General features: G+C 61.7%; 23 protein-coding genes and 1 pseudogene. 14 read left to right on the top strand and 10 right to left on the bottom strand.

Annotated features, from left to right (window positions below):
- Nucleotides 1-104 precede the first annotated feature (104 nt).
- Nucleotides 105-311: a hypothetical protein gene (locus ACZ2HM_RS07545; protein WP_470426661.1), complete on the top strand. Its 207-nt coding sequence runs from the start codon at nt 105-107 to the stop codon at nt 309-311.
- On the opposite strand, the gene ACZ2HM_RS07540 is transcribed toward ACZ2HM_RS07545, so the two are convergent.
- Nucleotides 304-933 carry a class I SAM-dependent methyltransferase gene (locus tag ACZ2HM_RS07540; protein ID WP_470426660.1) on the bottom strand — a complete coding sequence of 210 codons (630 nt, stop codon included), beginning with the start codon at nt 931-933 and terminating at the stop codon, nt 304-306. The genes ACZ2HM_RS07545 and ACZ2HM_RS07540 overlap by 8 nt on opposite strands.
- A gap of 255 nt (nt 934-1,188) precedes the next feature.
- Here ACZ2HM_RS07540 and ACZ2HM_RS07535 point away from each other — a divergent pair, with 255 nt between their 5' ends.
- Together ACZ2HM_RS07535 and ACZ2HM_RS07530 are read left to right on the top strand one after the other, a co-directional pair.
- A complete protein-coding gene (locus tag ACZ2HM_RS07535) occupies nt 1,189-2,061 on the top strand; it encodes a diacylglycerol/lipid kinase family protein (RefSeq protein WP_470426659.1) in 873 nt (290 codons plus the stop codon).
- Nucleotides 2,058-2,897 (top strand): inositol monophosphatase family protein, encoded by an 840-nt coding sequence (locus tag ACZ2HM_RS07530; protein WP_470426658.1) that lies wholly within the window; start codon nt 2,058-2,060, stop codon nt 2,895-2,897. The genes ACZ2HM_RS07535 and ACZ2HM_RS07530 overlap by 4 nt, the downstream gene beginning before the upstream one ends.
- Before the next feature lie 88 nt (nt 2,898-2,985).
- Here ACZ2HM_RS07530 and ACZ2HM_RS07525 read toward each other — a convergent pair whose 3' ends face one another.
- Nucleotides 2,986-3,645 carry a retropepsin-like aspartic protease family protein gene (locus tag ACZ2HM_RS07525; protein WP_470426657.1) on the bottom strand — a complete coding sequence of 220 codons (660 nt, stop codon included), beginning with the start codon at nt 3,643-3,645 and terminating at the stop codon, nt 2,986-2,988.
- A 196-nt stretch (nt 3,646-3,841) separates the two neighbouring features.
- On the opposite strand from ACZ2HM_RS07525, the gene ACZ2HM_RS07520 reads away from it, so the two are divergent.
- Together ACZ2HM_RS07520 and ACZ2HM_RS07515 are read left to right on the top strand one after the other, a co-directional pair.
- Nucleotides 3,842-4,108 carry a DUF2171 domain-containing protein gene (locus ACZ2HM_RS07520; RefSeq protein ID WP_470426656.1) on the top strand — a complete coding sequence of 89 codons (267 nt, stop codon included), beginning with the start codon at nt 3,842-3,844 and terminating at the stop codon, nt 4,106-4,108.
- 89 nt (nt 4,109-4,197) lie between these two features.
- On the top strand, nt 4,198-4,350 hold the full coding sequence (locus ACZ2HM_RS07515; RefSeq protein ID WP_470426655.1) for a hypothetical protein: 153 nt from the start codon (nt 4,198-4,200) through the stop codon (nt 4,348-4,350).
- A 21-nt stretch (nt 4,351-4,371) separates the two neighbouring features.
- On the opposite strand, the gene ACZ2HM_RS07510 is transcribed toward ACZ2HM_RS07515, so the two are convergent.
- Together ACZ2HM_RS07510 and ACZ2HM_RS07505 are read right to left on the bottom strand one after the other, a co-directional pair.
- Nucleotides 4,372-6,837 (bottom strand): NAD-dependent epimerase/dehydratase family protein, encoded by a 2,466-nt coding sequence (locus ACZ2HM_RS07510; RefSeq protein ID WP_470426654.1) that lies wholly within the window; start codon nt 6,835-6,837, stop codon nt 4,372-4,374.
- 383 nt (nt 6,838-7,220) lie between these two features.
- Complete coding sequence (locus tag ACZ2HM_RS07505; RefSeq protein WP_470426653.1) at nt 7,221-7,391, bottom strand: hypothetical protein; 171 nt, start codon at nt 7,389-7,391, stop codon at nt 7,221-7,223.
- On the opposite strand from ACZ2HM_RS07505, the gene ACZ2HM_RS07500 reads away from it, so the two are divergent.
- Complete coding sequence (locus tag ACZ2HM_RS07500) at nt 7,362-8,510, top strand: amidohydrolase family protein (protein WP_470426652.1); 1,149 nt, start codon at nt 7,362-7,364, stop codon at nt 8,508-8,510. The two genes, ACZ2HM_RS07505 and ACZ2HM_RS07500, sit on opposite strands and share 30 nt — an antisense overlap.
- Before the next feature lie 87 nt (nt 8,511-8,597).
- Here ACZ2HM_RS07500 and ACZ2HM_RS07495 read toward each other — a convergent pair whose 3' ends face one another.
- From ACZ2HM_RS07495 to ACZ2HM_RS07485, 3 genes are all read right to left on the bottom strand, one after another.
- Nucleotides 8,598-9,218, bottom strand: coding sequence for a flavodoxin family protein (locus ACZ2HM_RS07495; protein ID WP_470426651.1), 621 nt, complete (start codon nt 9,216-9,218; stop codon nt 8,598-8,600).
- Between the two features lie 226 nt (nt 9,219-9,444).
- A complete protein-coding gene (locus ACZ2HM_RS07490) occupies nt 9,445-10,860 on the bottom strand; it encodes a PAS domain S-box protein (RefSeq protein ID WP_470426650.1) in 1,416 nt (471 codons plus the stop codon).
- A 356-nt stretch (nt 10,861-11,216) separates the two neighbouring features.
- Nucleotides 11,217-13,634, bottom strand: coding sequence for a membrane-bound PQQ-dependent dehydrogenase, glucose/quinate/shikimate family (locus ACZ2HM_RS07485; protein WP_470426649.1), 2,418 nt, complete (start codon nt 13,632-13,634; stop codon nt 11,217-11,219).
- Between the two features lie 83 nt (nt 13,635-13,717).
- Between ACZ2HM_RS07485 and ACZ2HM_RS07480 the strand changes: the two genes are divergently transcribed.
- Nucleotides 13,718-14,458: a cytochrome c oxidase assembly protein gene (locus tag ACZ2HM_RS07480; RefSeq protein WP_470426648.1), complete on the top strand. Its 741-nt coding sequence runs from the start codon at nt 13,718-13,720 to the stop codon at nt 14,456-14,458.
- Nucleotides 14,455-15,126, top strand: a complete 672-nt coding sequence (locus tag ACZ2HM_RS07475; protein ID WP_470426647.1) for a cytochrome b — start codon at nt 14,455-14,457, stop codon at nt 15,124-15,126. Before ACZ2HM_RS07480 ends, ACZ2HM_RS07475 begins: the two co-directional genes overlap by 4 nt.
- Nucleotides 15,127-15,139: 13 nt before the next feature.
- Here ACZ2HM_RS07475 and ACZ2HM_RS07470 read toward each other — a convergent pair.
- Nucleotides 15,140-15,607 (bottom strand): annotated as a pseudogene (locus ACZ2HM_RS07470) (c-type cytochrome); the annotation flags it as partial.
- Between the two features lie 183 nt (nt 15,608-15,790).
- On the opposite strand from ACZ2HM_RS07470, the gene ACZ2HM_RS07465 reads away from it, so the two are divergent.
- From ACZ2HM_RS07465 to ACZ2HM_RS07440, 6 genes are read left to right on the top strand one after another with little or no spacing between them, the layout of a single operon-like run.
- Nucleotides 15,791-16,159, top strand: a complete 369-nt coding sequence (locus ACZ2HM_RS07465; RefSeq protein WP_470426646.1) for a c-type cytochrome — start codon at nt 15,791-15,793, stop codon at nt 16,157-16,159.
- Between the two features lies 1 nt (nt 16,160).
- Nucleotides 16,161-17,135: a cytochrome c oxidase subunit II gene (coxB, locus tag ACZ2HM_RS07460; RefSeq protein WP_470426645.1), complete on the top strand. Its 975-nt coding sequence runs from the start codon at nt 16,161-16,163 to the stop codon at nt 17,133-17,135.
- Entirely contained in the window at nt 17,132-19,666 is a 2,535-nt protein-coding gene (locus ACZ2HM_RS07455) for a cbb3-type cytochrome c oxidase subunit I (RefSeq protein WP_470426644.1), read from the top strand. The genes coxB and ACZ2HM_RS07455 overlap by 4 nt, the downstream gene beginning before the upstream one ends.
- Before the next feature lie 4 nt (nt 19,667-19,670).
- Entirely contained in the window at nt 19,671-19,955 is a 285-nt protein-coding gene (locus tag ACZ2HM_RS07450; RefSeq protein ID WP_470426643.1) for a hypothetical protein, read from the top strand.
- Between the two features lie 52 nt (nt 19,956-20,007).
- A complete protein-coding gene (locus tag ACZ2HM_RS07445) occupies nt 20,008-21,099 on the top strand; it encodes a sodium:calcium antiporter (RefSeq protein ID WP_470426642.1) in 1,092 nt (363 codons plus the stop codon).
- On the top strand, nt 21,096-21,692 hold the full coding sequence (locus tag ACZ2HM_RS07440) for a DedA family protein (protein WP_470426641.1): 597 nt from the start codon (nt 21,096-21,098) through the stop codon (nt 21,690-21,692). Before ACZ2HM_RS07445 ends, ACZ2HM_RS07440 begins: the two co-directional genes overlap by 4 nt.
- A 154-nt stretch (nt 21,693-21,846) precedes the next feature.
- Here the strand turns inward: ACZ2HM_RS07440 and ACZ2HM_RS07435 are convergent, their stop codons facing one another.
- Both ACZ2HM_RS07435 and ACZ2HM_RS07430 read right to left on the bottom strand, forming a co-directional pair.
- Nucleotides 21,847-22,335, bottom strand: a complete 489-nt coding sequence (locus tag ACZ2HM_RS07435; protein ID WP_470426640.1) for a GFA family protein — start codon at nt 22,333-22,335, stop codon at nt 21,847-21,849.
- Between the two features lie 666 nt (nt 22,336-23,001).
- Nucleotides 23,002-23,787 (bottom strand): SDR family NAD(P)-dependent oxidoreductase, encoded by a 786-nt coding sequence (locus ACZ2HM_RS07430; protein WP_470426639.1) that lies wholly within the window; start codon nt 23,785-23,787, stop codon nt 23,002-23,004.
- Nucleotides 23,788-23,793 lie beyond the last annotated feature (6 nt).

Raw genomic sequence — 23,793 nt, 5'->3', positions numbered from 1 at the left:
GGGCTGAGGGAGCAAATTGGATCAGGCCCTCGTTCTTGCTGCTTGAGGAGTATGCACGATGACGAATGAAGAGAATATCTGGGATCAAGTTGGCACCTTGACTCTTGACCGAGACGAAAAAGGCGAAATTGATCTGCCGCCCCTTGCCGGCCGGGATAGGAACACGGGTCCTCTTCGAGAAGTCCTGCGACAGTTTCTTTCCGCTACGCCAGAAGCAGTCGCGCTACAGCCTGCGTCTCGATAACGGGCAGACGTTCAACGAACCGGACATCTCGGAATTGCTTTCGAGACCGGACTGCCCGATCAGATGATTCTCGGTTTGATCGGAAAACGCGCCCAATACAGATGGCACGGCGGAATATTCCGCCAGACATAGGATTTTTGGATTTCCGCGAAGCGCTCAGCAAGCATCGGCGCGATGGTCGAGCGCATCTGGTATGCGAGAAGTATCCCCTCATCTTTCAGAACCTGCGCACTGGTATCGAGTATGTGCCCGCCTTCGTCTGGTGACATGGTCGAAAACGGGATACCGGTGATGATGAGATCGGCCGATCGAAGGCCATGGTTTTCGAGAACTGCTTGGACTGACGATGCGCATCCGGTTACAGCCAGCAAGCGAGGGTCGTTGATGGTTCGCCGCAAATGGCGTGTGAAACGAGGACTGACATCGATCGTAACCAGGCGGCTGTCGCGCGGCATCCTTGCCAGGAGCGCGCGAGAGAGCGGTCCGGTACCCGGCCCATATTCAACGACCACCCGCGCATTGGCCCAGTCGATAGGCGCCAGCAGCGCTTCGACCAAATAGCGCGATGCCGGAAGGGCGGAGCCGACAAGCTTGGGGCGGCGCAGGAATTCCCGCACGGAGACCTGGAGCCAGGGTGCTTTCTCGTGAGGCGCGTTCTGCCTCTGAGTGGAAGCATGGATAGTTGCCATCAGTTGTCCTCGCCCAACGTCGATACAGTCCATCAACGTGTTTGCCGCGGCTCAGTTTCATCGGATATCAGACGCTCGGCGGCACGGGCTGGGGTCTTCAGCGCTTGCGAAACGAGGGGTGGCCCGACAGGGACAGCCCAAAGCACAAGATGCGCATTTTCTTATCCTTCCAGCGGATCCCGCCTCTACTAGGAACGATATGACATTCGCAGCGCTTTACGGGCTGAGGCGTTCACTGCCCCGACCGGAGCCTTCATGCGCGCGCTTCTCGTTCACAATGACAATGCCGGCACCGACCCCGAGCCGCGTGAGGCAATTGAAGCGGCGCTTTATGATGCGGGCGTTGAAACTGTCTATTGCGCCCATGGCAATGAAGATCTGGGTGCTGCCCTGCGAACGCCCGTCGATTTTATCATCGCGGCGGGCGGCGACGGCACGGTCGCCGATGTCGTCTCGGCAATCGAGGATCCGGACCGTCCGATCGCGATCCTGCCTTTGGGCGGCTCGAACAATATCGCCCATGCCTTGGGCGTTGACGGGCCATGGCGTGATCTACCGCGACGCTGGTCGCTGGATTCCTGGACGCGGCTCGATCGATGCGAGGCGGACGGACCATGGGGTTGCAAGCATTTCGTCGAGGCGCTGGGGTCCGGTGTACTGACCGACGCAGCCGATAAAGCAGAGGAGGAGCCGGCCACCGCGGCCGAGAAGCAAGCCAATGGCCGTGCTGCGTTCCGGGCAGCCCTCACCAAGGCCGAGCCTTTCTATTGCATCATTGAGACGGAAGATTGGTCCTGGGAAGGCGAAAGCCTGATGGTCGAGGTGATGAACATTGGGTTTGCCGGCTCGCGTCTGGCGCTGGCACACGGCGCTTTGCCGAACGATGGTCTGTTCGACGTGGTGATCGTGACCCCGGATCAGCGCGATAGCCTGGGTCGTTGGGCGGAGCGGCCCGATGACGGCCCTTGTCCGATCCCGGCGCGCCGATCCGCGAAGGTTCGCATGACGGTGAAGGAGCGCCCCTTTCGACTGGACGATCGATCACCTGATGAAGCTCTGTCGGGGACGGTGGACATTCGTGTGCGCTCGACGTCAGTCAAAATCCTCCAGCCGCGAGAGATTCCATGAACGAACAGCCTTTCCAGCCCGAGGCGACTTTGCTCGCCGAAATTGAACATATCGCGGTCGAGTTGGCGCAACTGGGCGGCGCCGAAATTCGCGCTGCGCTGGGCGGCATGTTGCGAATCAAATATAAGGGGCTCGAAGAGGATCCGACGCGCTTCAAGGATCCAGTGTCAGAAATTGACGGCCGGGTCGAAACGCTCATCCGCGAACGGCTGGGTGAATGCTTTCCGGCTCATGACATCATCGGCGAGGAAATCGATCACCGGCCTAGCCTGGGTCATGATTTTCTGTGGGCGGTCGATCCGATCGACGGCACCGCCAATTTCATCAACAGTTTCCCACTGTTCGCGTCGTCGGTGGGCGTTCTCTATCGTGGACAGCCGATCGCAGGCGCGGTCTGGTGCAGCACGAGCCACTCGCTCGAACCCGGCGTCTATCACGCAGCGATGGGCGGCCCTCTTCGCTTCAACGGCGCACCGCTCAACAATGCGCCCAATCCCGCAATCCGGCGGCGACTCGGCGGCGAGCCCTATTCGAGCACCGGCGCTCCCCATGGTTGGGATGGGCGAAAGACAGGCTCCGCCGCGATCGAGTGCGCCTTTGTCGCAGCCGGTATCTTGGAAATGGCATGGTTCGAACGGCCCAATATCTGGGACGTGGCTGGAGGCCTGGCGCTCGTGAACGCGGCTAGCGGGCATATCCTCGAGCATCACGTCGACGGCTGGCGGCCTTTTCCTGGCTTTGGCGAAGCCGAGACTGATCCTGGACGCTGGTCGGCGGCGATCGCACTCGGGCAACCGTCGTCTCTGGAACATTTCACCGATCGATCACCGATCTGAACGATTTAGCTGTTACGGCCGGATGCTTCGTATCGACAGACAGTGCTTAATCGTGCGTGAAACTGAATGGCGCCAGTCTTGAAGACCGTTAGGCAGCAACATCTCGGTCAGGCTGGCGGCGCTGATCCAGCTCCACCGGACGTTGATTTCGCGGAACGAGGATAAGCGTCCCGTCTTCCATCCGCCAAGACGCCAGTTGCGACAGGAAGTTCATGCCCAGCACATCAACATTGCCGAGCGCCGGCGAGACCACCACTTTAAGGTTATGGGCCTCGATGTTGCCGAGGTTCAGCCGCTCGACCGTGCCGGTCTCGGCCTGCACTGTGCCATTGGCGGTGCGCATGATCACCGGGAGGAGGCCGACGCCGTGATCGACCGACGCCAACTCGGCGGTGGTTTGGGATAGCGCGGTCACCGTTGCGCCGCTGTCGACAAGCATACGCCGCTTGATGCCGTTGACTGACACCTGCGCCCAGAAATGACCATCGCGGGCAATTCGGATGCGGACTTCCTCGCCAACCACCTCCTGGCTGTCGAGGCCGAGCTTCGTCGTCAGCCGCGCAAGAGTGGGGTCGAAGGGTGCCTGCTCCAAGAGCAGGAAAAGGCAGAATACCAGGAGCGCGAACGAGAAGAGCGAACGCAAGAGACGGCCGACATAGGGAAGGTTGAACAGCAGGATCAACAATAGAGCCGCGCCTACGGCATGGAGCGCGAGCTGCTGCCATTCCGGGTTGATGGTGATCGGCAAAATGACCTCCGGCTACGGGCGATATGCTGATCAACCGCGACTGCGGATTTTCGATCCCGCGGAAGCTGACCACGAGCACCGCTGTGACCCGAGTGGCGAGGGGCATTTTCTGCGCCGAACCGTTGCGTCCAAGGCAGCCGATCCAAGGGCTCGCACGTTCATCGAAAGATGAAAACTCGAACGATAGGAGAAGGACATGACTGATCTGAGCCAAATTGCGGAGCATATGGAAATCATTGGTGCCGATGGCGTGCACATCGGGACGGTCGACAGGCTGGAAGGGGATCGCATCAAAATGACGAAGGCCGACAGCGGCTCCCACAGCGATCATCACCATTATATCTCGGGCGGTCTCGTCGCTGGGGTCGAGGGCAATCAGGTTCGCTTGTTGGCGGCGGGCGATGCGGCGGTGCTGCTCGAAGAGGAGAAAGGTGGCGAGCCGCTTTCGGACAAGCGGCCCTGACCGATCCATTGATCAGCCTGTAGGTCGCTCCGGTGGCCGAGATCACGATCAGCCCCGCCGATCGGCACGGCCATCCAAGGAGAGAAAGAATGAGCAATCCGGAAAAAAGACCCAAGAATCGCGAAGTAGAAAATGAGATGATCTGCCCGCCTGCGGAGGAAGGAAACCCGCCGAGACCGGTGACCGAGCCCATCAAGCCGAATGAGCGCCACTCCAGCCGAAAGAAAAAAGACAAGGCCTGACACACATGGAGAAGGCGTCGCTCAAACGATACAGCGATCCCAATTTCCGTAGTGCTCCCGGATCGCGCCGCGCCGGAAGCTAAGCGCTATGAGCAGAAGGCCGATGGCGACGCTAGCAATGCTGTGGGTTGCATTGGCGTCGAACAGGAAAGGCGTGATTATTTGTGCGGCGCCTAGCGGGATGAGGCAATAGCGCAGCGGACGCGCCACCTCGGCGGCGGCGAGCGAAATCACCGTCAACGCGAGGAAGCCGATGAGATGATCGGCATCGGCCATCGTCCCTCCCGCGCCGAACGTCAGCCGCGTGAACAGAAGCGAAGATGCCAGCACGGCGGCCAGCGTGAGAGTCCAAGGCAGATTGACGCCACCCGCCCACATGTCGCGGAGCACCGGCCTCGGACCGCGTTCAAACTCATCGGAACGCTCTTCGCGGCCGCCCTCGTCGGTGTCGCCGAACAGGAAGACGCGCAGCCACGGTCGTCCTGCCTTCGCCCGCCGCCGCACGAACTGGATCGTGGCGAGCAGCTCGTCGAGCGAATAGGGAATCTGGATCAACATGGCCGCGGCACCGATGAGTGTCAGCGTCGCCCAGGTGCCGATGACGATCGGCTGGATGATCACGAACAGGATCGAGACGATGCCGAGCGGCGCAATCATCAGGCCGAACAGGAATACCAGCCATGGCATGGTGCGCCAGCGCGCTCGCGAGCCGACGATGCCGGTGACGATCTCGAGCGCATAGGTGTAGCCGCCGAGCGCCGCATCGGGGATCGGGAAGGCTTCGGACACCGATGAGGTGATCACCGCCTCCGTTCCGTTCTTCGTGGGATCCTCGGGCTGGCCGGGGAAGAATGGCTCCCAGACGCCATCGATCTGCTCCAGCTGATAGGCGGTGAGGTAACGCGCAACGAGCAGCCCTACGAGCGCGAGGAAGATGATCGGCAGCCGCTGAGTCCAGCCCGATGGATTGTAGCTCCATCCCGGCGGGGTGTCCGGGCCGGTCATCGCGGCAATGACCGATGTTCCCGGCTCGGGTCGAGTACCGACGGCGAGGCCGAAGGCGAAGGCACCGACCAGCGTGTCCGAAAGGAATGCAGCCGGGTTGGTCGTCCAGAACAGGAACGGGATTGCCATGATGCCGACGGCTACCGCTGCGCTGGCCCAGCGCGCCCACGCCAGGCGCCAGGACAAGGATAGCGTGGCGAACAGGATGAGCGCTGCGCCGAGTACGATCTCCGACCAGAAAAGCGCCGGCTCCTCGACCTCGACGATGACGGGTTGAACCAGAATCCAGCAGCCCAGCGCGATATTCACGAAATGCGCCCAGCGCGTGTCGCCATGCGCCGCGCGCCGCCATTGCTCATGGCTTGCGCGCAGTTCTTCAGGATCTTCGCCGATCGCGTGGGCTTCCGTGACGAAAGCCGGGGGTGGAATACGGTTAGCCTCGTACCATGCGGCCGGGTCTTCCTTCAGCGCGGCCACGATAGCGGACAGCTCGTCCGCGAGGCGATGCTTGGGCTCCCACCCGAGCAACTCGCGCGCACGGCGGATATCAAGCGCGTAATGATCGCTCGCCATGCGCGTCATGAAAGGCTGGATGAACGGGCGTTCGCCGTGATCTATCGCATCGGGGATGACCGGCTCGGCCTTGTCCTGCACCCAAGCGCCAATCCCGGCGACGGCCGAAGGCACGCGCAGTGTGGCCCAGTCATCCTCGCCATGGAGGAGGCATCCTAGGCGATCCTGCAGATCGTCATAGCCGATTGCATCAGGCTCTCCGACCAAAATGACGGTTTCTTCCCGCAACTGGTCGCGCCGGTCGATGGTGCGCACGAAGGCGTCGATCATGTCTTCGCGGTGGATCATCGCTTGCCCGGCGTCGGTATCGCCGGAATAAAGATGGCTCTGAAAATCCCGCTCGTAGATACGCGCCATCTGGTTGGCGAAGGTCGGCACGGACGTGCGCTCGTCATAGACGCCGGCGAGGTGCAGGAAGACGACCGGGATGTCGCCCCGTTCCTCGCTGATGGCCTGTTCGGCTTCCGCCTTGGATTTGGGATAGGCCCAGCCCGGCGCGATGGGACGGCCTTCATCGATACGCTCGCCCGGACGGCCTGCTTCATGGACCAGCATCGTTCCTGAATAGACGAACTGCTCGACGTCAAACTGTTGCAAGGCGCGCATGAGATTCCGACTGCCCTCGACGTTCACTGTTTTGTATTGCGGTTTGTCCTGACCGCTGAAGTCAAAAAAGGCTGCCAAGTGCACGACGCTCGCGATGCGGCGACCATATTCCGACCGGATCTCGCCGAGGGCCTCACCAACGCTCTTCTCATCGGTCAGATCTACCTCAATGACAGGATAATTGGTGTCGCCGCTTTCCCGGTCGAGGCCGACAACTGCGTACTGCTTCTGAAGCGCGCGCGCCAACGAACCGCCGATATTGCCGGCGGCGCCTGTGATGAGAACAATCGGCTTGTCGGCCATCGGTACCCCCGGAAATGGTGGGAATCTGGACGGCCCTTGAGCAGCCATCATCTTTCGGGAACCGCATCCCCGCGTAAAACATTAACTGTCTCAGCTGCAGATGTTTCCAGCCGATCGATTGGCTCGTTCCTGCGTACGGAACGCCTGATCGATTTCGACGACCGGGCGCGTCTGAAATCGGACGAACAAGGACTTATATGCGTTCTTTGTCTCCCTATCCCGGGAAGCGCCGGTTGGGCGCTGAAGAGCTTGGCTCCAACCTGCCCATCCCCACGCAGATCGTGGCGAGCGACGAGTTTGTGCCAGTGCCCCAGACCGAAAGGCAGCGAGCGATAGAATGGCGGCTGCTCGAAATGGCCGATACCTGCGCGCCATCGCATGGATTAGACCGCCGGGATTTCTTGCGTACTGCGGGTGGGATGGCCGCTGCCTTTGCCGCGATCAACGGCATGTTCGGGCCGCTCTTCGCGGTCGATCCGGCGGAAGCCGCCGAACCAGGCGCGGCCGAGGCGCGCGCTGCTACGTTGCGCGGACAGCATATCGTCGATGTGCACACGCATTTTCTACGCGACGACACACGCCTGACGCGCTTTGTCGACATGCGCAAAGACGCAGCCGCGAAAGGCTGGAACCCGGCGCTAACGGGCAAGCGGCAAACGATCGAGCAGCTCAAGTTCGACAATTGGTTTAAGGAGATGTTCCTCGACAGCGACACCAAGGTGGCGCTGATCTCCGGTGCGCCCTCGCAGGTTGAGCGCGACTGGTTTCTGACCAATCCGATGGCAATCGACGCACGGGACCGGATTAACAGCGAGGCCGGCTCGCGCCGCGCCATGGCCCATGCGGTCATTCAGCCCGGGGCGCCAGGCTGGCTTGAGGCGATCGATCGGGACATCGCGCTCCGTCCCGACGCTTTCAAAGGCTATACGATCGGCGATAACACGCACAAGGATCTCGCCAAACCCTGGCGGCTTGACGACGAAGCGCTTGTCTATCCCTTATACGAGAAGGCGGCGAAGGCGGGCCTCGCCAATATCTGCATCCATAAGGGCCTGTTCTCGACCGCCCTCGAGAAGCGCTATCCGCATTTGCGCCGCTACGCAGATGTAAGCGATGTCGCCAAGGCGGCAAGGGATTGGCCGCAGCTCAACTTTCTCATCTACCATGCTGGTTATCGCCACGTCGGCGGTGAGCCCGGGGAAGCCTGGGAGGAGTTTTCCAGCACCGGCCGGCTATCCTGGGTCAGCGATCTCGCCGAAATCCCGCAAGCTCACGGCGTGACCAATGTCTATGCTGACATCGGCCAGAGCTTCGCCAACACAATCGTCGATGACCCTCGCGTCGCGGCAGCCATGCTCGGCATTCTTATCAAGGGCCTTGGACCCGAACGGGTTATCTGGGGAACCGACGCTGTCTGGACCGGCTCCCCACAATGGCAGATCGAAGGATTGCGCCGGCTCGAAATCCCCGAGGAGATGCAGCGGGTGCATGGCTTCACTCCGCTGGGCGAGGCGGATGGCCTGACCAAGGCAGCGATCTTTAGCGGTAACGCATCGCGGCTATTCGTCCTCGAGCCGCAGAACAGGGCCGATCGGTTCGACGACTTCAAGGCGAGCTACCTCACCCAGGGCACGGCGCCGAGCAACCGGCGCTACGGATATGTTGCGCGCTGATGGAGAGCAGGAGCGAGGGGATCTAAATTGCGGCTTGGACCTTGATCGCCAGGCTGCGTGCACGTGCCTCGCAGCGACCTAAGCTTGTTATTCGCCGGGCCCTGGATATGGCGAGTCCCGAAGAAGCCGCGCAAGATGGGCAGCATTCGAAACCACCAGCTTCACTGTTGATGCGACCTTTTCGGGTACATCCTTCAGGTCTTTAAAGTCTGTTGAGCCCATGGCCTCGCCGACCCAATAGGCCAGGGCGGACGCCGGAATCGTCCAGCCGACATCGTTCAGGGCCTGATAGAGATGCGCGCTTATTCCATGCGCGCCGTCTTCGTTGCCGACAACGGCGACCAGAGCCACCTTCCCATAGCTTGGCATCCGACCGCAATCATCTGTTTCCCCAAGAAATGCGTCCATGCGCTCAACCACCCGTTTGGCCAAGCTCGACATCTGTCCAAGCCAGACCGGGGTTCCCACGATCAATATGTCGGCGGCGAGAATGCGTTGTCGCAGCTCGGGCCAGGCGTCACCCGGTCCCTCGTCGGAAGTGACTCCCGGCTTAATGTCATGATCAGCTATGCGGATGACTTCGCCCAGTTCGACACCCTGTTCTAACAGGGCGCCCCCAAGAAGCTCGATCATACGATCGGTGGATGATGTCTCGTCGGCGGAACTGCTCTTGAGTGTGCAATTAAGCGCAATGGCCCGAAGCGGCATGGTGCTGTCCTCTCCAAAAGAGGTAAAATCTTCGCGCCACGGAATGTTTCCTCAAGGAGCCGTACCAACTTGCAATCGAGATGCTTTGCTCATGCGCAAGGGGACACTTCGAGATCCCTCACGTCAGGCGGGCCGCCCCTCGCTGGCTAGCCAGAGTACCGGTGCCAGCTGAAGAGTAGCAGCCCGCCTGGAGAGGCATTCGGTGACTCGAATTACGGGTCGGAAGCTATCCGATCAGGCGGTCCATCGGAATATCCAATCTTATAGTGAGCCCTTCGGCATTCCATTCGCGATGGATGGTGCCGCCAAATTGTCCCCGAACGGTTGCATCCGAAAGTGATGTTCCGAAGCCAATACCATGGTTCTGATCTGAAACTGCTGGCCCTCCCGACTCCGCCCAGGTTAATTTGAAACGCCCATCCTGCTCGCCGCCGCTAATCGCGACGCGACCACTGGGGATTGATAGTGCGCCATGTTTCGCAGCATTTGTTGCAAACTCATGCACTAATAACGCGATACTTGTGACGGCACTTCCCCCGATTTCAATATCAGGGCAGGAAAGGGTGAGTACAGAATCATTCTGGTCATACGGTGCGAATATCGTTCGTAGCAAAGTATGCAAAGATAGCGCCGCATCAACAACGCCGGGCTCCAATTCGCGTTTGACTGTCAAGCCATGTGCTTGTGAAAGCGCGGTCAACCGTGCGGTGACAGATGCAACCAATTCGTCGGTGTTTTCAGCAGCCCGTGCGCTGAGCGTCACGATCCCTGAGGCCAGCGTGAACAGATTCTTGACGCGGTGATCCATCTCTCTGAGAAGGAGTTGCTGCTGCTCCTCGAAGCGGCGACGCTCGGTGATGTCACGGGCGATCTTTGCCGCTCCAACGATCCGTCCTTCACGATTCCGGATAGGCGATGCGGAGATCGAAATCTCGACGAGGCTGCCGTCCTTGCGCCGACGAACCGTTTCATAATGTTCAATCCGCTCGCCAAGGCGAATACGAGCCAAGATATGCGGCTCGTCATTGTGGCGATCGGCCGGAATGAGCATGCCTATCGGTTTTCCGATGGCCTCCTCCGCCGAGTAGCCAAACAGGCGCTCGGCACCCCGGTTCCAGTTCGTGATTGTCCCATCAAGACTTTTGGCCAGGATGGCATCCTCTGAGGAATCGACGATCGCAGCGAGCCGCTGCGTCGCCTCATCGGCGACCATCCGCGCTGAAAGATCGACGAGCATATTGATCCCACCGATGAGTGCTCCGCTCGCATCGAAGAGGGGGGTTGGACAGGCTAGAAACGGGACACGACTCCCATCGGGCCGCTCGGCGATTGCCTCAACGCCTCGGATCGCGTGGCCCTCTCGAAGCGCCACCGCCATCGGACATTCATCGTGGCGCAGTTCAGAACCATCGCTCCGGCGTAGCTTCCAGGAGCCGCAGAACGCACTTTCGCCAAGTTCGGGCCTGATGCCCCATAATTCTGCGGCAGCAACGTTGTAGAAAACAATATGGCCGGCGGCATCGGTCAGGTAGATCGCTTCGGGCAGCGCCTCCAGTATCAGCCCAATCCCGTCGCCGTGGGAAAGGTCAAGCAGATTTCCCATTGTGGCCAAGGGACGTGCGGGTCCTGCATCTGGTTGCATATAATGTTCCTAGCTTTGGATCCCTGCCACATCGTGACGCCAATATGAGTGCGCCACGCGGCTCGAGCTTTCTGAGGAACGTTCGGCGGGTGCATGGCTAGCTTATCATCAAATGACCTTGAGACATAGCGTTAGGACCTCCACCGTCCAAAACGCCGACCTCGGCGACCTCCGCCGCGCACTCGTCTTTGTGCGCCGGCGCGAACGGAAGGGGCCGGTTTTGTTCTTCATCGCTGGCGCGGGGCATCCGCAAATGTGGTCATTCACCAACCACGATCTGAATGCCTGAACCGACTAAGGGGGGAGGGTGTTTGGGGATGCCGTTACACGAAACCTATGTCATCAGAGAATCCGGATCACTCGGGCAATGCGTAGGCAACCAGCGCATCGCCGATCGGCGTTTCCATGAAATGATGGCCGCCGGCCATGATCACCAGATATTGTTTCCCGTTGGCCTCGTACACCATAGGCGTGGCCTGCCCGCCCGCCGGAAGCGTATCCTGCCACACCGTCTTGCCCGTTTTCAGATCGATCGCACGAATAAGATTGTCGGTAGCCGCGGCGATGAACACCAATCCACCCGCCGTGACCACCGCCCCGCCATTGTTGGGCGTGCCGATGTTGAGCGGCAGCATCGAGGCGATGCCCCAGGGACCGTTGCGCCGCGCCGTGCCGAACGCCCGATCCCAAATCGTGCGGCCGCTCCGCAGGTCGATGGCACGGATCCCACCATAGGGCGGGCGCTTGCACAGCAATCCGGTGAGCGGCAGTCGCCAGCCCGGGTTCACCGAAATGGCATATGGCGTGCCTGCCTGCGGGTCGCGCGAGCCGTGGCCCGCTTCGCCCATGTCGCCGCCGCGCGCCTCGCTGCGGGGTACCGGAAATCCAAGACGTTCGGCCTCCTCACGCGGGACCAGCCGGTTGTAGTTGGGCATGTTGTTGTAGTTAGCCACGATCACGCTGCGGACCGGATCGACCGCGATACCGCCCCAATCGGTCCCGCCGTTATAGCCGGGATACTCGATGAAGCGTTTGTCGGCCGTGGGCGGGGTGTACATCCCTCTATATTCGGCGCGGCGGAACTGGATACGGCAGATCATCTGGTCGATCGGCGACATGCCCCACATGTCGGCTTCGGTTAACTGCGGGAAGGCCAGCGTGTGATAGGTTGAGGATGGCTGGGTCGCGCTGCGTAGCTGGGGTTCCACGCCGGTCCGTGGCACGGTGCGTTCCTGCACAGGAAAGATCGGCCGACCGGTGCGCCGGTCCAGGACATAGATGTCACCTTGCTTGCTCGGCAGGATCAGCGCAGGCACCGACCCGCGACCGCTCGGGAAATCGATCAGCGTGGCCTGCGCCCCCAGATCATAGTCCCACACATCGCGGCGCACCATCTGAAACCGCCAGCGCGGCTTGCCGGTGGTTACATCCATTGCGACCAAGGAGGTTGAGAAGGCGTTCTCCTGCGGGCTACGGCTGCCGCTCCAATAATCGACGGCTGAGTTGCCCATCGGCAGATAGACGAGCCCAAGTGCTTCGTCCCCGCTCGCGATGGTCCACATATTGGGCGTGCCGCGAGCATATTCCTGTCCTGCCGGTGGATCACCGGTCCAGTCGGGATTAACCATATCCCAAGCCCAACGCTTTGCGCCGGTCACTGCGTCATAGCCCTGGATCACGCCCGAGGGCGCGCTGCGCTGCTGGCCATCGAGCACCTGATGGCCGGTGACGATCACCCCGCGTACGATGGTGGGTGGCGAGGTGATCGATACCATGCCGGGCGCGACTGCGCCCATGCCGCGCTTGATGTCGACGGCGCCGTTCGTTCCAAACCCGGAGCACGGACGGCCCGTGGGCGCATCGACCGCGATGAGGCGACCGTCGAGCGTGCCTTCGATGATCCGTGTGGCACATTCGCTGTTCGTCTCGGCGCCGGGCATGGCATAATAGGTCACGCCACGGCAGGCTGCGGTATAGGGAATCCAGTCGTCCGGCACCTGCGGGTCATAGCGCCAGCGTTGCTTACCGGTGGCGGGATCGAGCGCGATCAGGATATTGGTTGCCGAGCAGAGGTACAGCGTGTCGCCAACCTTGAGCGGTGTCGTTTCTGCGCCGTATTTGCTCTCTTTGGGATCGCCCTTGGGCAGGTCGCCGGTGTGATAGATCCAGGCCCTGGTCAGCTTCCCGACATTCTCAGGCGTGATCTGGGCGAGTGGAGAAAAGCGCTGCGCGGCGTGGCTGCCACCATAGGCCGGCCAGTCGGTGCCGGGCCGAAGCGGCGAGGGATCTGCAACGCTCGAGGCGATCAGGCCCGGCATGGGACCCGCCTGAGGCTGGTTGACCAGGGAGATCGCGAAACCGCCGAGAGCCAGCACAAGCACAGCGCCCACCGACAGGCCCAGTGCGGAGCGCCAATGCCAGCGGTGGGGCTGGAGAATGGGCAGCGTGAGCAGCACCAGGACCAGCAGCACGGTTGGGCCAACAGTGAAGGGAATGAGTGCCCAGCCGTCCAGGCCGGCCTCGGCGAAGCCCCAGATGATGGAGAACAGATAGACGCCGATGTACACAAGGGCGCCAAGTGCGCGTCCCCGGATCAGAAGAATGCCGGAGACACCGAGGAAGAGGCCCGCCAGCAGATAGAAGACGCTTCCACCCAGCAGCGCGAGCCAGGCGCCGCCGATCGCGAGCACAAGTCCGATCGCCGCGAGGACCGCACCGACGATTATTGTCAGCAGCGAGCGGTTGCGCGGACGCGTGGTGATATCGTCCGGCATCGGACTCTCCCTTCGCAAGGGAACCGACACGGCTGCGATCGGTTCCGTAACAAGCGCACAATTCAGTCAAGGGGGCCATAGCGTTGGACCAATCCGCCGTCTGGCTCCCCTATTGCGGCGCAGCACCCGTCCCGGGCGAGCTGCTTACGCGGTGGAATCTCGATCCCTTGCTCATCGCGGCACTACTGCTCGGAGTTGCGGTCTTTCTGAAGTTCGGCCCGACCACGAGTGCCGAGCGACGCTATTTCCTGACAGCGATCGCGCTACTGGCGCTGCTGCTTGTCTCGCCCTTCTGCGCGCTGACCTCAGCGCTGTTTTCGGCGCGCGCAGTGCATCATCTGGCGCTGACCGCGGTCGTTGCGCCGCTGCTGGCCGCCGCCCTGCCGGCGAGGCGCGTTCCTGGCGGGCTGGCTCTTTGGGCTGGACTCCATGCTGCGACCTTCTGGATCTGGCACGCGCCGCCCGCCTATGAGGCGGCGCTGTCGAACGAAGCCGTGTACTGGTTGATGCAGGCGAGCCTTCTCATGACCGCGCTGGCTCTGTGGCGCGCGGTGCGACACGCGTCGCTCCCGGCGGGGATCGCCGCGCTGCTGGCGACGATGGTGCAAATGGGACTTCTCGGCGCGCTGCTCACCTTTACCGGCACGCCGCTCTATGCGCCGCATGCCCTCGGCCCGCTTGCCTGGAGTTTGACGCCGTTGGAGGACCAGCAACTCGCCGGTTTGATCATGTGGGCGCCCGGTACGGGGCTTTACCTTGCAGCAGCGCTCGCGCTCGCATCGCGCTGGTTCGCGGGTGAGCGAAGGGCGTCCCTCGCGATATGATCCGTCAGCTTCGCGCCTGGGCGCGCACGCATACCGAGCGCAGCCGCTATTCGCCGGTCGGAATAGCCTTTCACTGGGTGATGGCATTCCTCGTGATGGTCCAGCTCGGCTGGGGCTATTATACGAGTTGGCTTCCGGCGGGCGGCGACAAGCTCTACGCTTACCAGGTACACAGCGCGGTCGGATTGCCGATACTCCTTCTCGCCATCGCGCGGTTCGGTTGGCGGCTGATGATCCCGGGGCCGGAAAATGATGCGGACAGTCAGGGCTGGCAGACCTGGGTCGCCTATCTGATCCATTATATATTCTACATCGCCTTTTTCGGCCTGCCCTTGAGCGGTTGGGTCATGTGGTCGTCGATAGCCGAGCCGGGACCGCTTTATCTCGCCGGGATCGTGCCCTGGCCGCAATTGCCGTTCGACCAGATGCCGCTGACCTTGCGCTGGCAGATGATGGGTGTAGCGGAGAGCGTGCACCAAATGCTGGTCATCACGCTGCTGCTCGTTATTCCGCTGCATGTTGTGGCAGCGCTGAAGCATCATTTTTGGGATCGCCACGATGTGCTGCGCGGGATGCTCCCGGAGATTCCGGATGCGCAAGACCCCCGGGGAGCGCTGCGGCATACGCCGCGAGAGCCTCGGATTCCTGACGCGAAAGCGCCTGGCTGATGCGCAGCATGACATTTTGCGGATCGTTGCGCCGCTTGGCTGACCGCCATTGTTCGAGCTGTTCGGCAAGATAGGCCGCGGGCTGCGCGCCGAGGGGCGGATTGGCTGGGCCGACGCCTTCACCTAACATTCCGTGGCAGGAGGCGCAGGACGCGAGGCCGCGTGCGGGATCGCCGCGATGATAGAGGATCGACGTATGGTCCGCAGGTCGGCCGGCTTCCATGGACTTCGGCACGAACGGCATCGCCGCATAATAAGCGGAGACAGCGTCCTGCTGCATGAGCGTCAACTTGCCAGCAATCGCCGTCATTTCAGGATGCTGGCGGCGCCCGCTTGCATAAGCTTCAAGCTGCGCGGTCATATAGCCGCGGTTGAGGCCAGCGAGGCGCGGCGTGCCGTCGCCATTCCCGCGTCCGTCCAGGCCGTGACAGGTGAAGCAGGCATTGGGCGCACCGGCATCGCCGCCGCTCAGCGCTATCATTTCGCCGGTCGCGATGAAGCCATCCGCCGCCCCTCGCTCGACCGGACCGCAGCCAGACAGCCAGATCGTCACAATTGTGAATGCTGATAGCTGGCGTAAAATCATCGTACCGATGGGAACCGCTGCCGCCCCGTAACGGTTCCGGATGTGCAACATGAGAGTCGTGGGCGAAAAGGGAGATGATTGCAGATATTTCGCGCCCTGTTGCCGCTCCTGCTCGCCGCTGGCTGCACGTCACCACCCGATGAAGTGCATCATATGCCTCAGGCGAATATCGCGCATGGCATGGCCCTGATCAAGCGCGCCGGATGCGGCGCCTGTCACGTGGTCCCCGGCCTATATTGGCCACGAGGAGAAAGTGGTCCTTCGCTGGCGGGCTTCGCGGAACAAGGGCTCATCGCCGGAAGGCTACCGAACCGGCCAGATCTGCTTGCCGCCTATGTCCGCAATGCGCCCGCGACGCTGCCGGGCACAACGATGCCGGCGATGCCGTTGAGCGCACCGGAGGCGCGCGATGTCGCCGCTTATCTCTATGCGACGGGCAAGCGCTGATATGTTCGATGCCTCCCGCTTCCCCATATTCGATCCGGCTGGACCCTATGCCGGATCGATCACGACGCTTTCTTGGGTTCTGGTTGCGATGGGCGTCGCCGTGCTGGTGGTCGTGGTCGCCGCGCTGTGGGTCGCATTATTCGGCAGCGAACGACTCAAGGCGAAGATCGGCGGAACGAAGACGATCTGGATTGGCGGAATAGGCTTCCCGATCATCGTGCTGGCGCTGCTGCTCGTTTATGGTCTGACCCTCACTCGAAACCTGACCGCGCCGGTACCTGCGGACACTATGCGGGTCCGGATAACCGGAGAGATGTGGTGGTGGCGCGTAGCCTATCTCGACGGCCAGGACCGCATTTATATGCTCGATGCCAATGAACTCCACATTCCGGCCGGACGCCCGGTTGTGCTGGAGCTCGAATCCAACGACGTGATCCATAGCTTCTGGGTTCCGCGCCTGTCGGGCAAGCTCGATATGGTGCCGGGACGCCGCAACATCTTGCCGATCCAGGCCGACGCACCCGGCGTATATGGGGGGCAATGCGCCGAATATTGCGGCGGCCCGCATGCGCTGATGGGGTTTGTCGTTGTCGCGCACGATCCCGCCACGTTCGAGGCCATGATGGCGGCACGTCGCGCGTCGCGCCCGCAGCCAGCGGGACAGGTTGAGGCGGGGCAGGTTGAGGCGGGGCAGGTTGAGGGGGGGCAGGGGGCGGCGCTGTTTCGTTCGACTGGATGCGCCGCCTGCCACCGCATTGCCGGAACCGATGCCAACGGCACCGCCGGGCCCGACCTCACCCATGTCGGCTCCCGCCGGTCGCTGGGTGCCGGCATCTTGCCTAACAATCGCGGCACGATGATGGGCTGGATCGGCGACAGCCAGTCGATCAAGCCGGGCAATCGCATGCCACCCTACAAGACGCTATCGGCCGCCGAACTACAGGTGCTTGCCCTCTATCTGGAAGCGCAGAAGTGACGTCGGAAACCGGGTTCGATCCGGCGCTCTACGACCGTTTTCCGACGAAGGAGAAGCGCCCGCCAGAGGAGTTGGAGGAACTGGAGCGCATCTGGTGCGCGCCCAAAGGTTGGGCGCTGCTGACCGCGGTCAACAACAATTATGTCGGCTTTTTCTACGTCGCGACAGCCTTCCTGTTCTTCCTGCTTGCCGGCATTCTCGCCCTGGTGATGCGCGTGCAGCTGGCGCTGCCATTGCAAGGCATCCTGCCGCAGGAAACCTACAACCAGTTTTTCACCATGCACGGCACGGTGATGATGTTCCTGTTTGCCGTGCCGATGGTCGAAGCGATCGGTGTGCTGCTGCTGCCCCAGATGCTGGCGGCGCGCGACCTGCCGTTCCCACGCCTCTCTGCTTATGCCTTCTGGGCTTATTTTGTCGGCGGGCTATGCTTCTTCGCCTCGCTGTTCGTGGGGCTCGCGCCCGATGGCGGCTGGTTCATGTACCCGCCCTACACGAGCATCACCTATTCCCCCGGCATCAACGCCGATTTCTGGCTGCTCGGCATCGGCTTCATCGAGATCAGCGCGATTGCCGGCGCGATCGAGATCATCGTCGGTGTGCTGCGGACCCGCGCGCCCGGCATGACCCTCGACAAGATGCCGGTCTATGCCTGGGCGATGCTGGTGTTCGGCGTGATGATCGTGGTGGGGTTCCCGTCGGTGATCCTCGGCACGTTGCTGCTCGAGCTTGAGCGCGCCTTCAACTGGCCCTTCTTCGATCCGACGCGCGGCGGTGACGCGCTGCTCTGGCAGCACCTCTTCTGGTTCTTCGGCCATCCCGAGGTCTACATCATCTTCCTGCCCGCCTCGGGCCTCGTCTCGATGATGGTCGCTGCGCTGGCGCGGACTCCGCTGATCGGCCATTATCTGATCGTCCTCGCCTTCCTCGCGACCGGCTTCATCAGCTTTGGCGTCTGGTCGCACCACATGTTCACGACTGGGATGCCCAACCTGACGGTCGGCTTCTTCGCGGCTGCGAGCATGGCGGTGAGCGTACCCGCGGGGATACAGGTCTTCTCGTGGATTGCCACTTTCGCGGTCGGCAAACCCCGTTTCAACGTGCCGACGCTGTTCGTGCTCGGTGGCTTGATTACCTTCGTCGTCGGCGGACTTACCGGCGTGATGGTGGCGATGGTGCCGTTCGACTGGCAGGCCCATGACAGCTATTTCATCGTCGCCCACCTCCACTATGTGCTGATCGGCGGGATGGTGTTCCCGATGTTCGCTGCCTTCTACTATTGGGCGCCGATGACGAGCCGCCGCGCCTTGTCCGAGCGGCTCGGCAAGTGGGCCTTCTGGCTGATGTTCGTGGGCATGCAGGTTACCTTCTGGCCCATGCACCTGACCGGCCTGATGGGCATGCCGCGGCGCGTCTATACTTATCTGCCCGGGCACGACTGGGAGATCCCGAACATGATCTCGACCGTCGGCGCGTTCATGCTGGCGGCCGGCGTGCTGGTGTTCCTGATCGACGTTGCCCGCAACTTCCGCTTCACCGTCCAGGACGATGCCGGCAACGTCTATGGCGGCGGCACACTCGAATGGCTGCCGACCGGGCTTTATTCCACGCGCAGTATTCCGGTGGTGAAAAGCCGTGAGCCGCTATGGGACGATCCTGGCCTCGCCGAAAATGTGGAGCAGGGACGCTACTTCCTGCCCGGTTCAGCAACAGGCCTGCGCGAGACGATCATCACCAGCCCAATGCGTGCCGAGCCGCAATATCTGCAGATCATGCCAGGGCCATCAGTATGGCCGTTTCTGGCGGCAGTCTTCACCGCCGGCTTTTTCCTGCTGCTGACGGTGCAGGCCTATGCCCCCTCCTTCGCATGTGGGGTGCTTGGTATTCTGTGCGTGCTGCGTTGGCTGTGGGATACCGACAGGCTGGTGAAGGAGGAAACGGTCGATGTCGGTGCAGGCATTCGCCTGCCGACCTATGTCACAGGTCCGGGCAGCCACGGATGGTGGGCGATGATCATCCTGCTGGTCGTCGTCGGCATGATCTTCGTCATGGCGGTGTTCAGCTTCCTGTATCTCTACGGGGTTCAGCCGCGCTTCTGGGTCGCGCCAGCCGGTTTGGTATGGCTCTCTGGCATTTTGCCGGCCTATGCGGCGGCGGCCGGGCTGGCATTGCTCGCGCGGCATATGCTCGCCCGCGAAGCGACCGAACTGTGGACGCCGGGTGTGCTGTTCCTGTGCGCTGCGGCTTCACTTGCGGCGGGTTTTGGTGTCGATCTGTGGAGCTGGATCGCGTCCGGGTTGCGCCCGGATGTCAGCGGGCAGGGGGCCACCATCTATGCGCTCCTCTCGCTCGAGGGCATATTGGCCGCGATCGGTCTGTTGATGGCCGCCTATCTCTCGGCGCGTAACAGCCGGGGCATGATCGTGCGGCCGCGTAACAACAGCCTCGACCTGTGCGTGCTGTGGGTGGTCTATGCGGCGGGCCAGGGCGCGCTGACCGCGCTGCTCACCCGCGCCTTCGGCGGAAACTGAACCGATGCGCGGCTGGACCTTCCTGCTCGGTGGGCTGATCCTCTGGGCCGTGCACTTCTTCGCGCTATACACCATCGCGAGCATCTTCCTGACGACGCCGTTGGCGCGCGCGCTTGCCTTGCTCGTCACCTTGGCGTGTCTCGTCGCCGGCGCGCTGCTGCTCAGGCAAACCCTGCGCAGCGATGTGCCGACACAGACGGACGCATGGATGCGCGCCGTTGCTTTATGCGGCCTCGGATTGTCTACTGTGGCGATTGTCTGGCAGGCCCTGCCGGCCTTCATCGTCTGATCGCTCAGGTCAGTGGGGGGAACGGGTCGGCCATCTCCCTGTTTAAGATGTCATGCCGCTTGCAGATGCCGCAACTTACCCGATCTGGGTGAACCTCCTCATCTTCGCAGGCGCGGCTGGGGTGATCTGGTTCGCCGGCGCGCGCTTGACGCGCGCGCTCGACGCGATCGCCACGAAGACGGGGCTTGGGCACGTCTTTGTCGGCATGCTGCTCCTTGGCGGCATCACATCGCTGCCCGAACTCGCGAACGTGACCACGGCCTCGGCGATCGGTAACCCGGCGCTGGCGGTCAATAATCTGCTCGGTTCGGCGGCGATCAACATCCTGCTGCTCGCGGTTGCCGATGCGATCGTCGGACGCCGCGCGGTCACCTCGATCGTCGCGCAACCATCGACAATGATGATGGGCGCGCTTGGGATGATCATATTGATTATCATCGCCGCGCTCGTCGTGCTCGGCGATGTGGCGGCCGGGCCACTCGGCATCGGCAGCCTGGTCATCGGACTGGCCAGCCTCGGCTTCTTCTGGCTCGCCACGGGCCATGACGAGCGTTCGCCCTGGACGGTTGATGAAAGCGAAGACCCGAGCGTTGAGGCCGAGGATGCGGACGTTCCCGACACGCCGGTCAGAACGCTGTGGTGGCGCGTCTTCTACAACGGCGCCCTGCTATTTGCGGCCGGCTACGCACTGTCGCAGACCGGCGACGCGCTCGCCGGACAGTTAGGTCTCACGAGCGCGATCGTCGGATTCGCGCTGATTGGTACTGCGACCTCGCTTCCCGAACTGGTGACCGTGATCGTGGCGCTCAAGCTCAAACGGCCGGAAATGGCGTTTGGGCAGGTTCTGGGAACCAACTTCATCAACCTGTCGCTGCTTCCGCTGGGCGATCTCATCTACAGCGGGGACCCAGTCATGAACACGCTGGGCGCATTCGAGACGATCTCCGCACTGCTCGGCGCTATACTGATCGGAATCTTCATGGTCGGATTGCTTGAGCATCGCAATAAGACGATCTTCAGGATGGGCATCGACTCCGCCGCCGTGATTGCCGTTTTCGCGCTCGGGGTGGCGTTGCTCGCCGGCATGCCGGCCGAAGGCGAGGCGGCAGCCGCAAACGCGGGAAATCGTGGAGGGGGCGGATGACCGAATGGATCACCCAGCTGGTCGAGAGCCTGGGTTATGTGGGCATCGCGCTGCTGATGTTCCTCGAGAACCTGTTTCCTCCGATCCCGTCAGAGGTCATCATGCCGCTCGCTGGCTTCGCCGCGAGCGAAGGTAAGCTCGACCTTGCCGGGGTGCTGTTCTCTGGCACGGTCGGCACGCTCGCCGGAGCGCTCTTCTGGTACACGGTGGCGCGCTGGCTTGGGGAGGCCCGCTTGAGGAATTGGGCCAATCGGCATGGCCGCTGGGTTACCCTGAGTGGCGATGATATCGGCTCGCTCGAGCGGTGGTTCTGCCGTCACCAAAGCTGGGCGTTGCCGGCCGCCCATGTCATCCCGGGCCTTCGCACCCTGATCTCCATCCCTGCTGGCATTTTTTCAATGCCGCTTGCACGTTTTATCGGACTGACGATCCTCGGCGCAGGGCTCTGGAACACGGCGCTGGGTGCCGCCGGCTATTTGCTGGGCACGCAATTCTCCGAGGTCGAGCGCTATCTCGGACCGGTCAGCACCGCGATCATGGTTGCAATTGTGATCAGCTACCTTTGGCGCGTCATTCGGTTCCAGCCCCGTTGATCTCCACAACAAGGCCACTTCCTATCGGTCGGCACCGCGGAGCCGGACGACCGCTTGCCTATACGCATCGCCAAAGGCGCATACGTAAGCGCCGAAGTCATCTGTTCCCGCCTCGTCGCGATTTGCACAATCGGTGGGTCGTTCCTCTGGAAAGCTACTCGATCCACAAACCATGCGCGCGGTGCCAATCCTCAAGCGCGTTCTCCGGATATTCGTCGTAGCACTGGTCGTCGGGGCCGATCTCGGGCTGAACCCAGGATGCCTTCGACGAGAGCATCATGTGGACGCTCGATGGAGCTTTCGGCAGCTCGCTGTCGATGGCCGACGCGAACGGGTGGAAGAGATCGGGATACTCCGGACTAAACACCCAGAGCGCACTTGCGCAGGCGGGGCAATAATGCCGCTCACCCGTGCTGAGCCGGCATCCGCCATGTCCGTCGTCCAGCTCGGCGTTAAACACGGCAGTCTCGCCCTCGATCGTCAACGTCCGCTTGTTGGCGTGAAGGTTGATTGCGTATCCGCCTCCGCCTGCGGTTTTTCGGCAGATCGAGCAATAGCATCGCATGAACGGTACCGGTGCGTGACTGTCGGCGGAAAAGCGAATCTCGCCGCAGCGGCACGACCCATTGAGCTTCAGGGGCATAACTAAGTCCTTTCGCATGGTGAACTGCTAAGTCAGTGGGTGGTTTCCACTCATTCACCGCGTGCCAAGCGATCGAAGCTGTAGGCTCGGTGCCGCTGCGGCGGCGGCCAGTCGATCGTACGGCTACCCAAGAGCCCATCGCAGGCTCACAGCGCGTCCCCCCTATTTTCCCAAAGCTAACTCGTCTTCAAGCTCGATGATCAGATTGATCGCATCAGCGTCGGATACCGCCTCGTTTCGCTGATACTGGCGCGCGAAGCGCAGGATGTCATTCCAGAACGTAAAAGTATCGAGGTGAACGGGATGATTTCTGAACCGAATGGCGCTTCATACGGCGCTCAGCAAATTCGTCTCGAGACTTCCAGTCAATATCATCCACGGAATTCGCAGCCAAGGTGTAAGGGGGGATGGACCAGCCACGAGGGGATAGGCTGGAAGGGGCCGAAAAGGACAAGCGAGTCTCTCCGGCCGAAAACAGGTGACGGATTTCGAAAACGGGAAATGGGCCTATGGATGTCGAAAGCGGTCGCTATCGGATGCTCGCGCCCAGGCGTGTGCAAATGGGGCAATCGCCATCTATTTGAGTTCATATTGTCTATCTTGGTCCGCGGAAGGGCGTCGAAACCTTCGTCCACAGCGCGGGTCGCCGGTCGATGGCCAGCGCCTTCAGCTCTTATCAGCTGATCCGGGCTCCGCCATTTTGCGATGCTGCTCGGCAAGCATTTCAGCCGGCATGATATTCGCAACCGCCTGCTGGACCTTGTTCTTCCAGCCCGAGACGATGCTCGCCTTGCCGGCCATCATCGCCTCATAACCGTCCTTTGCGACATCCGCTGGATCGGACTTATGGTCGTCGGTCCCAACGGCCGTATCCATCATGTCGCCACGTTTGAAAAACTCGGTTTCGACCGGGCCTGGCATCAACGTTGTCAGTGTAACGCCCGCGGTGTCCCTAATCTCGTTGCGGATCGCGTCGGTGAAATTATCGACGAACGCCTTGGTGCCATTATAGACAGCCTGGAAGCTGCCTGGGATGAAACCGGCGATTGAACCTGTGACAAGGATCTTGCCGTCGTTGCGCGCGACCATCTCTCGTAGGACTTTTTGGAGTAGATAGAGTGTGCCAGTGACATTCGTGTCGATCACATGTCGCCATTCGGTCACATCCTGATCCAGGAACGCACGACCCAACCCATGGCCAGCATTGGCGCAGAGAAGATCGACGGGACGACTGGTTGCCGCCGCGAGTAACCGATCAACCCCTTCGATTGTCGCAAGGTCCACTTCGAGCGTCTGGACAGACACGCCCAGATTGTGGAGGGCCGCCGAGGCATTGACGAACGGCGTGTCGGCAGCCACGAGAAGATCGTAGCCGTCTTTTGCCGCAAGCTTTGCGAGTTCTAATCCGATGCCTGTCGACGCTCCGGTGATGATCGCAAATTTGTTGGCCATCATGGC

The organism is Sphingobium sp. KKT206 (assembly GCF_055640555.1).
Note: the sequence above shows the minus strand (reverse complement) of the source record. Positions and strands in the feature narration are given on the sequence as shown.

Coding starts and splice junctions, on each gene's coding strand:
- ACZ2HM_RS07430 (WP_470426639.1), bottom strand. CDS start 23,787: ATGGCCAACAAATTTGCGATCATCACCGGAGCGTCGACAGGCATCGGA.
- ACZ2HM_RS07440 (WP_470426641.1), top strand. CDS start 21,096: ATGACCGAATGGATCACCCAGCTGGTCGAGAGCCTGGGTTATGTGGGC.
- ACZ2HM_RS07540 (WP_470426660.1), bottom strand. CDS start 933: ATGGCAACTATCCATGCTTCCACTCAGAGGCAGAACGCGCCTCACGAG.
- ACZ2HM_RS07510 (WP_470426654.1), bottom strand. CDS start 6,837: ATGGCCGACAAGCCGATTGTTCTCATCACAGGCGCCGCCGGCAATATC.
- ACZ2HM_RS07475 (WP_470426647.1), top strand. CDS start 14,455: ATGATCCGTCAGCTTCGCGCCTGGGCGCGCACGCATACCGAGCGCAGC.
- ACZ2HM_RS07445 (WP_470426642.1), top strand. CDS start 20,008: ATGCCGCTTGCAGATGCCGCAACTTACCCGATCTGGGTGAACCTCCTC.
- ACZ2HM_RS07535 (WP_470426659.1), top strand. CDS start 1,189: ATGCGCGCGCTTCTCGTTCACAATGACAATGCCGGCACCGACCCCGAG.
- ACZ2HM_RS07490 (WP_470426650.1), bottom strand. CDS start 10,860: ATGCAACCAGATGCAGGACCCGCACGTCCCTTGGCCACAATGGGAAAT.
- ACZ2HM_RS07520 (WP_470426656.1), top strand. CDS start 3,842: ATGACTGATCTGAGCCAAATTGCGGAGCATATGGAAATCATTGGTGCC.
- ACZ2HM_RS07530 (WP_470426658.1), top strand. CDS start 2,058: ATGAACGAACAGCCTTTCCAGCCCGAGGCGACTTTGCTCGCCGAAATT.
- ACZ2HM_RS07435 (WP_470426640.1), bottom strand. CDS start 22,335: ATGCCCCTGAAGCTCAATGGGTCGTGCCGCTGCGGCGAGATTCGCTTT.
- ACZ2HM_RS07495 (WP_470426651.1), bottom strand. CDS start 9,218: ATGCCGCTTCGGGCCATTGCGCTTAATTGCACACTCAAGAGCAGTTCC.
- ACZ2HM_RS07450 (WP_470426643.1), top strand. CDS start 19,671: ATGCGCGGCTGGACCTTCCTGCTCGGTGGGCTGATCCTCTGGGCCGTG.
- coxB (WP_470426645.1), top strand. CDS start 16,161: ATGTTCGATGCCTCCCGCTTCCCCATATTCGATCCGGCTGGACCCTAT.
- ACZ2HM_RS07515 (WP_470426655.1), top strand. CDS start 4,198: ATGAGCAATCCGGAAAAAAGACCCAAGAATCGCGAAGTAGAAAATGAG.
- ACZ2HM_RS07485 (WP_470426649.1), bottom strand. CDS start 13,634: ATGCCGGACGATATCACCACGCGTCCGCGCAACCGCTCGCTGCTGACA.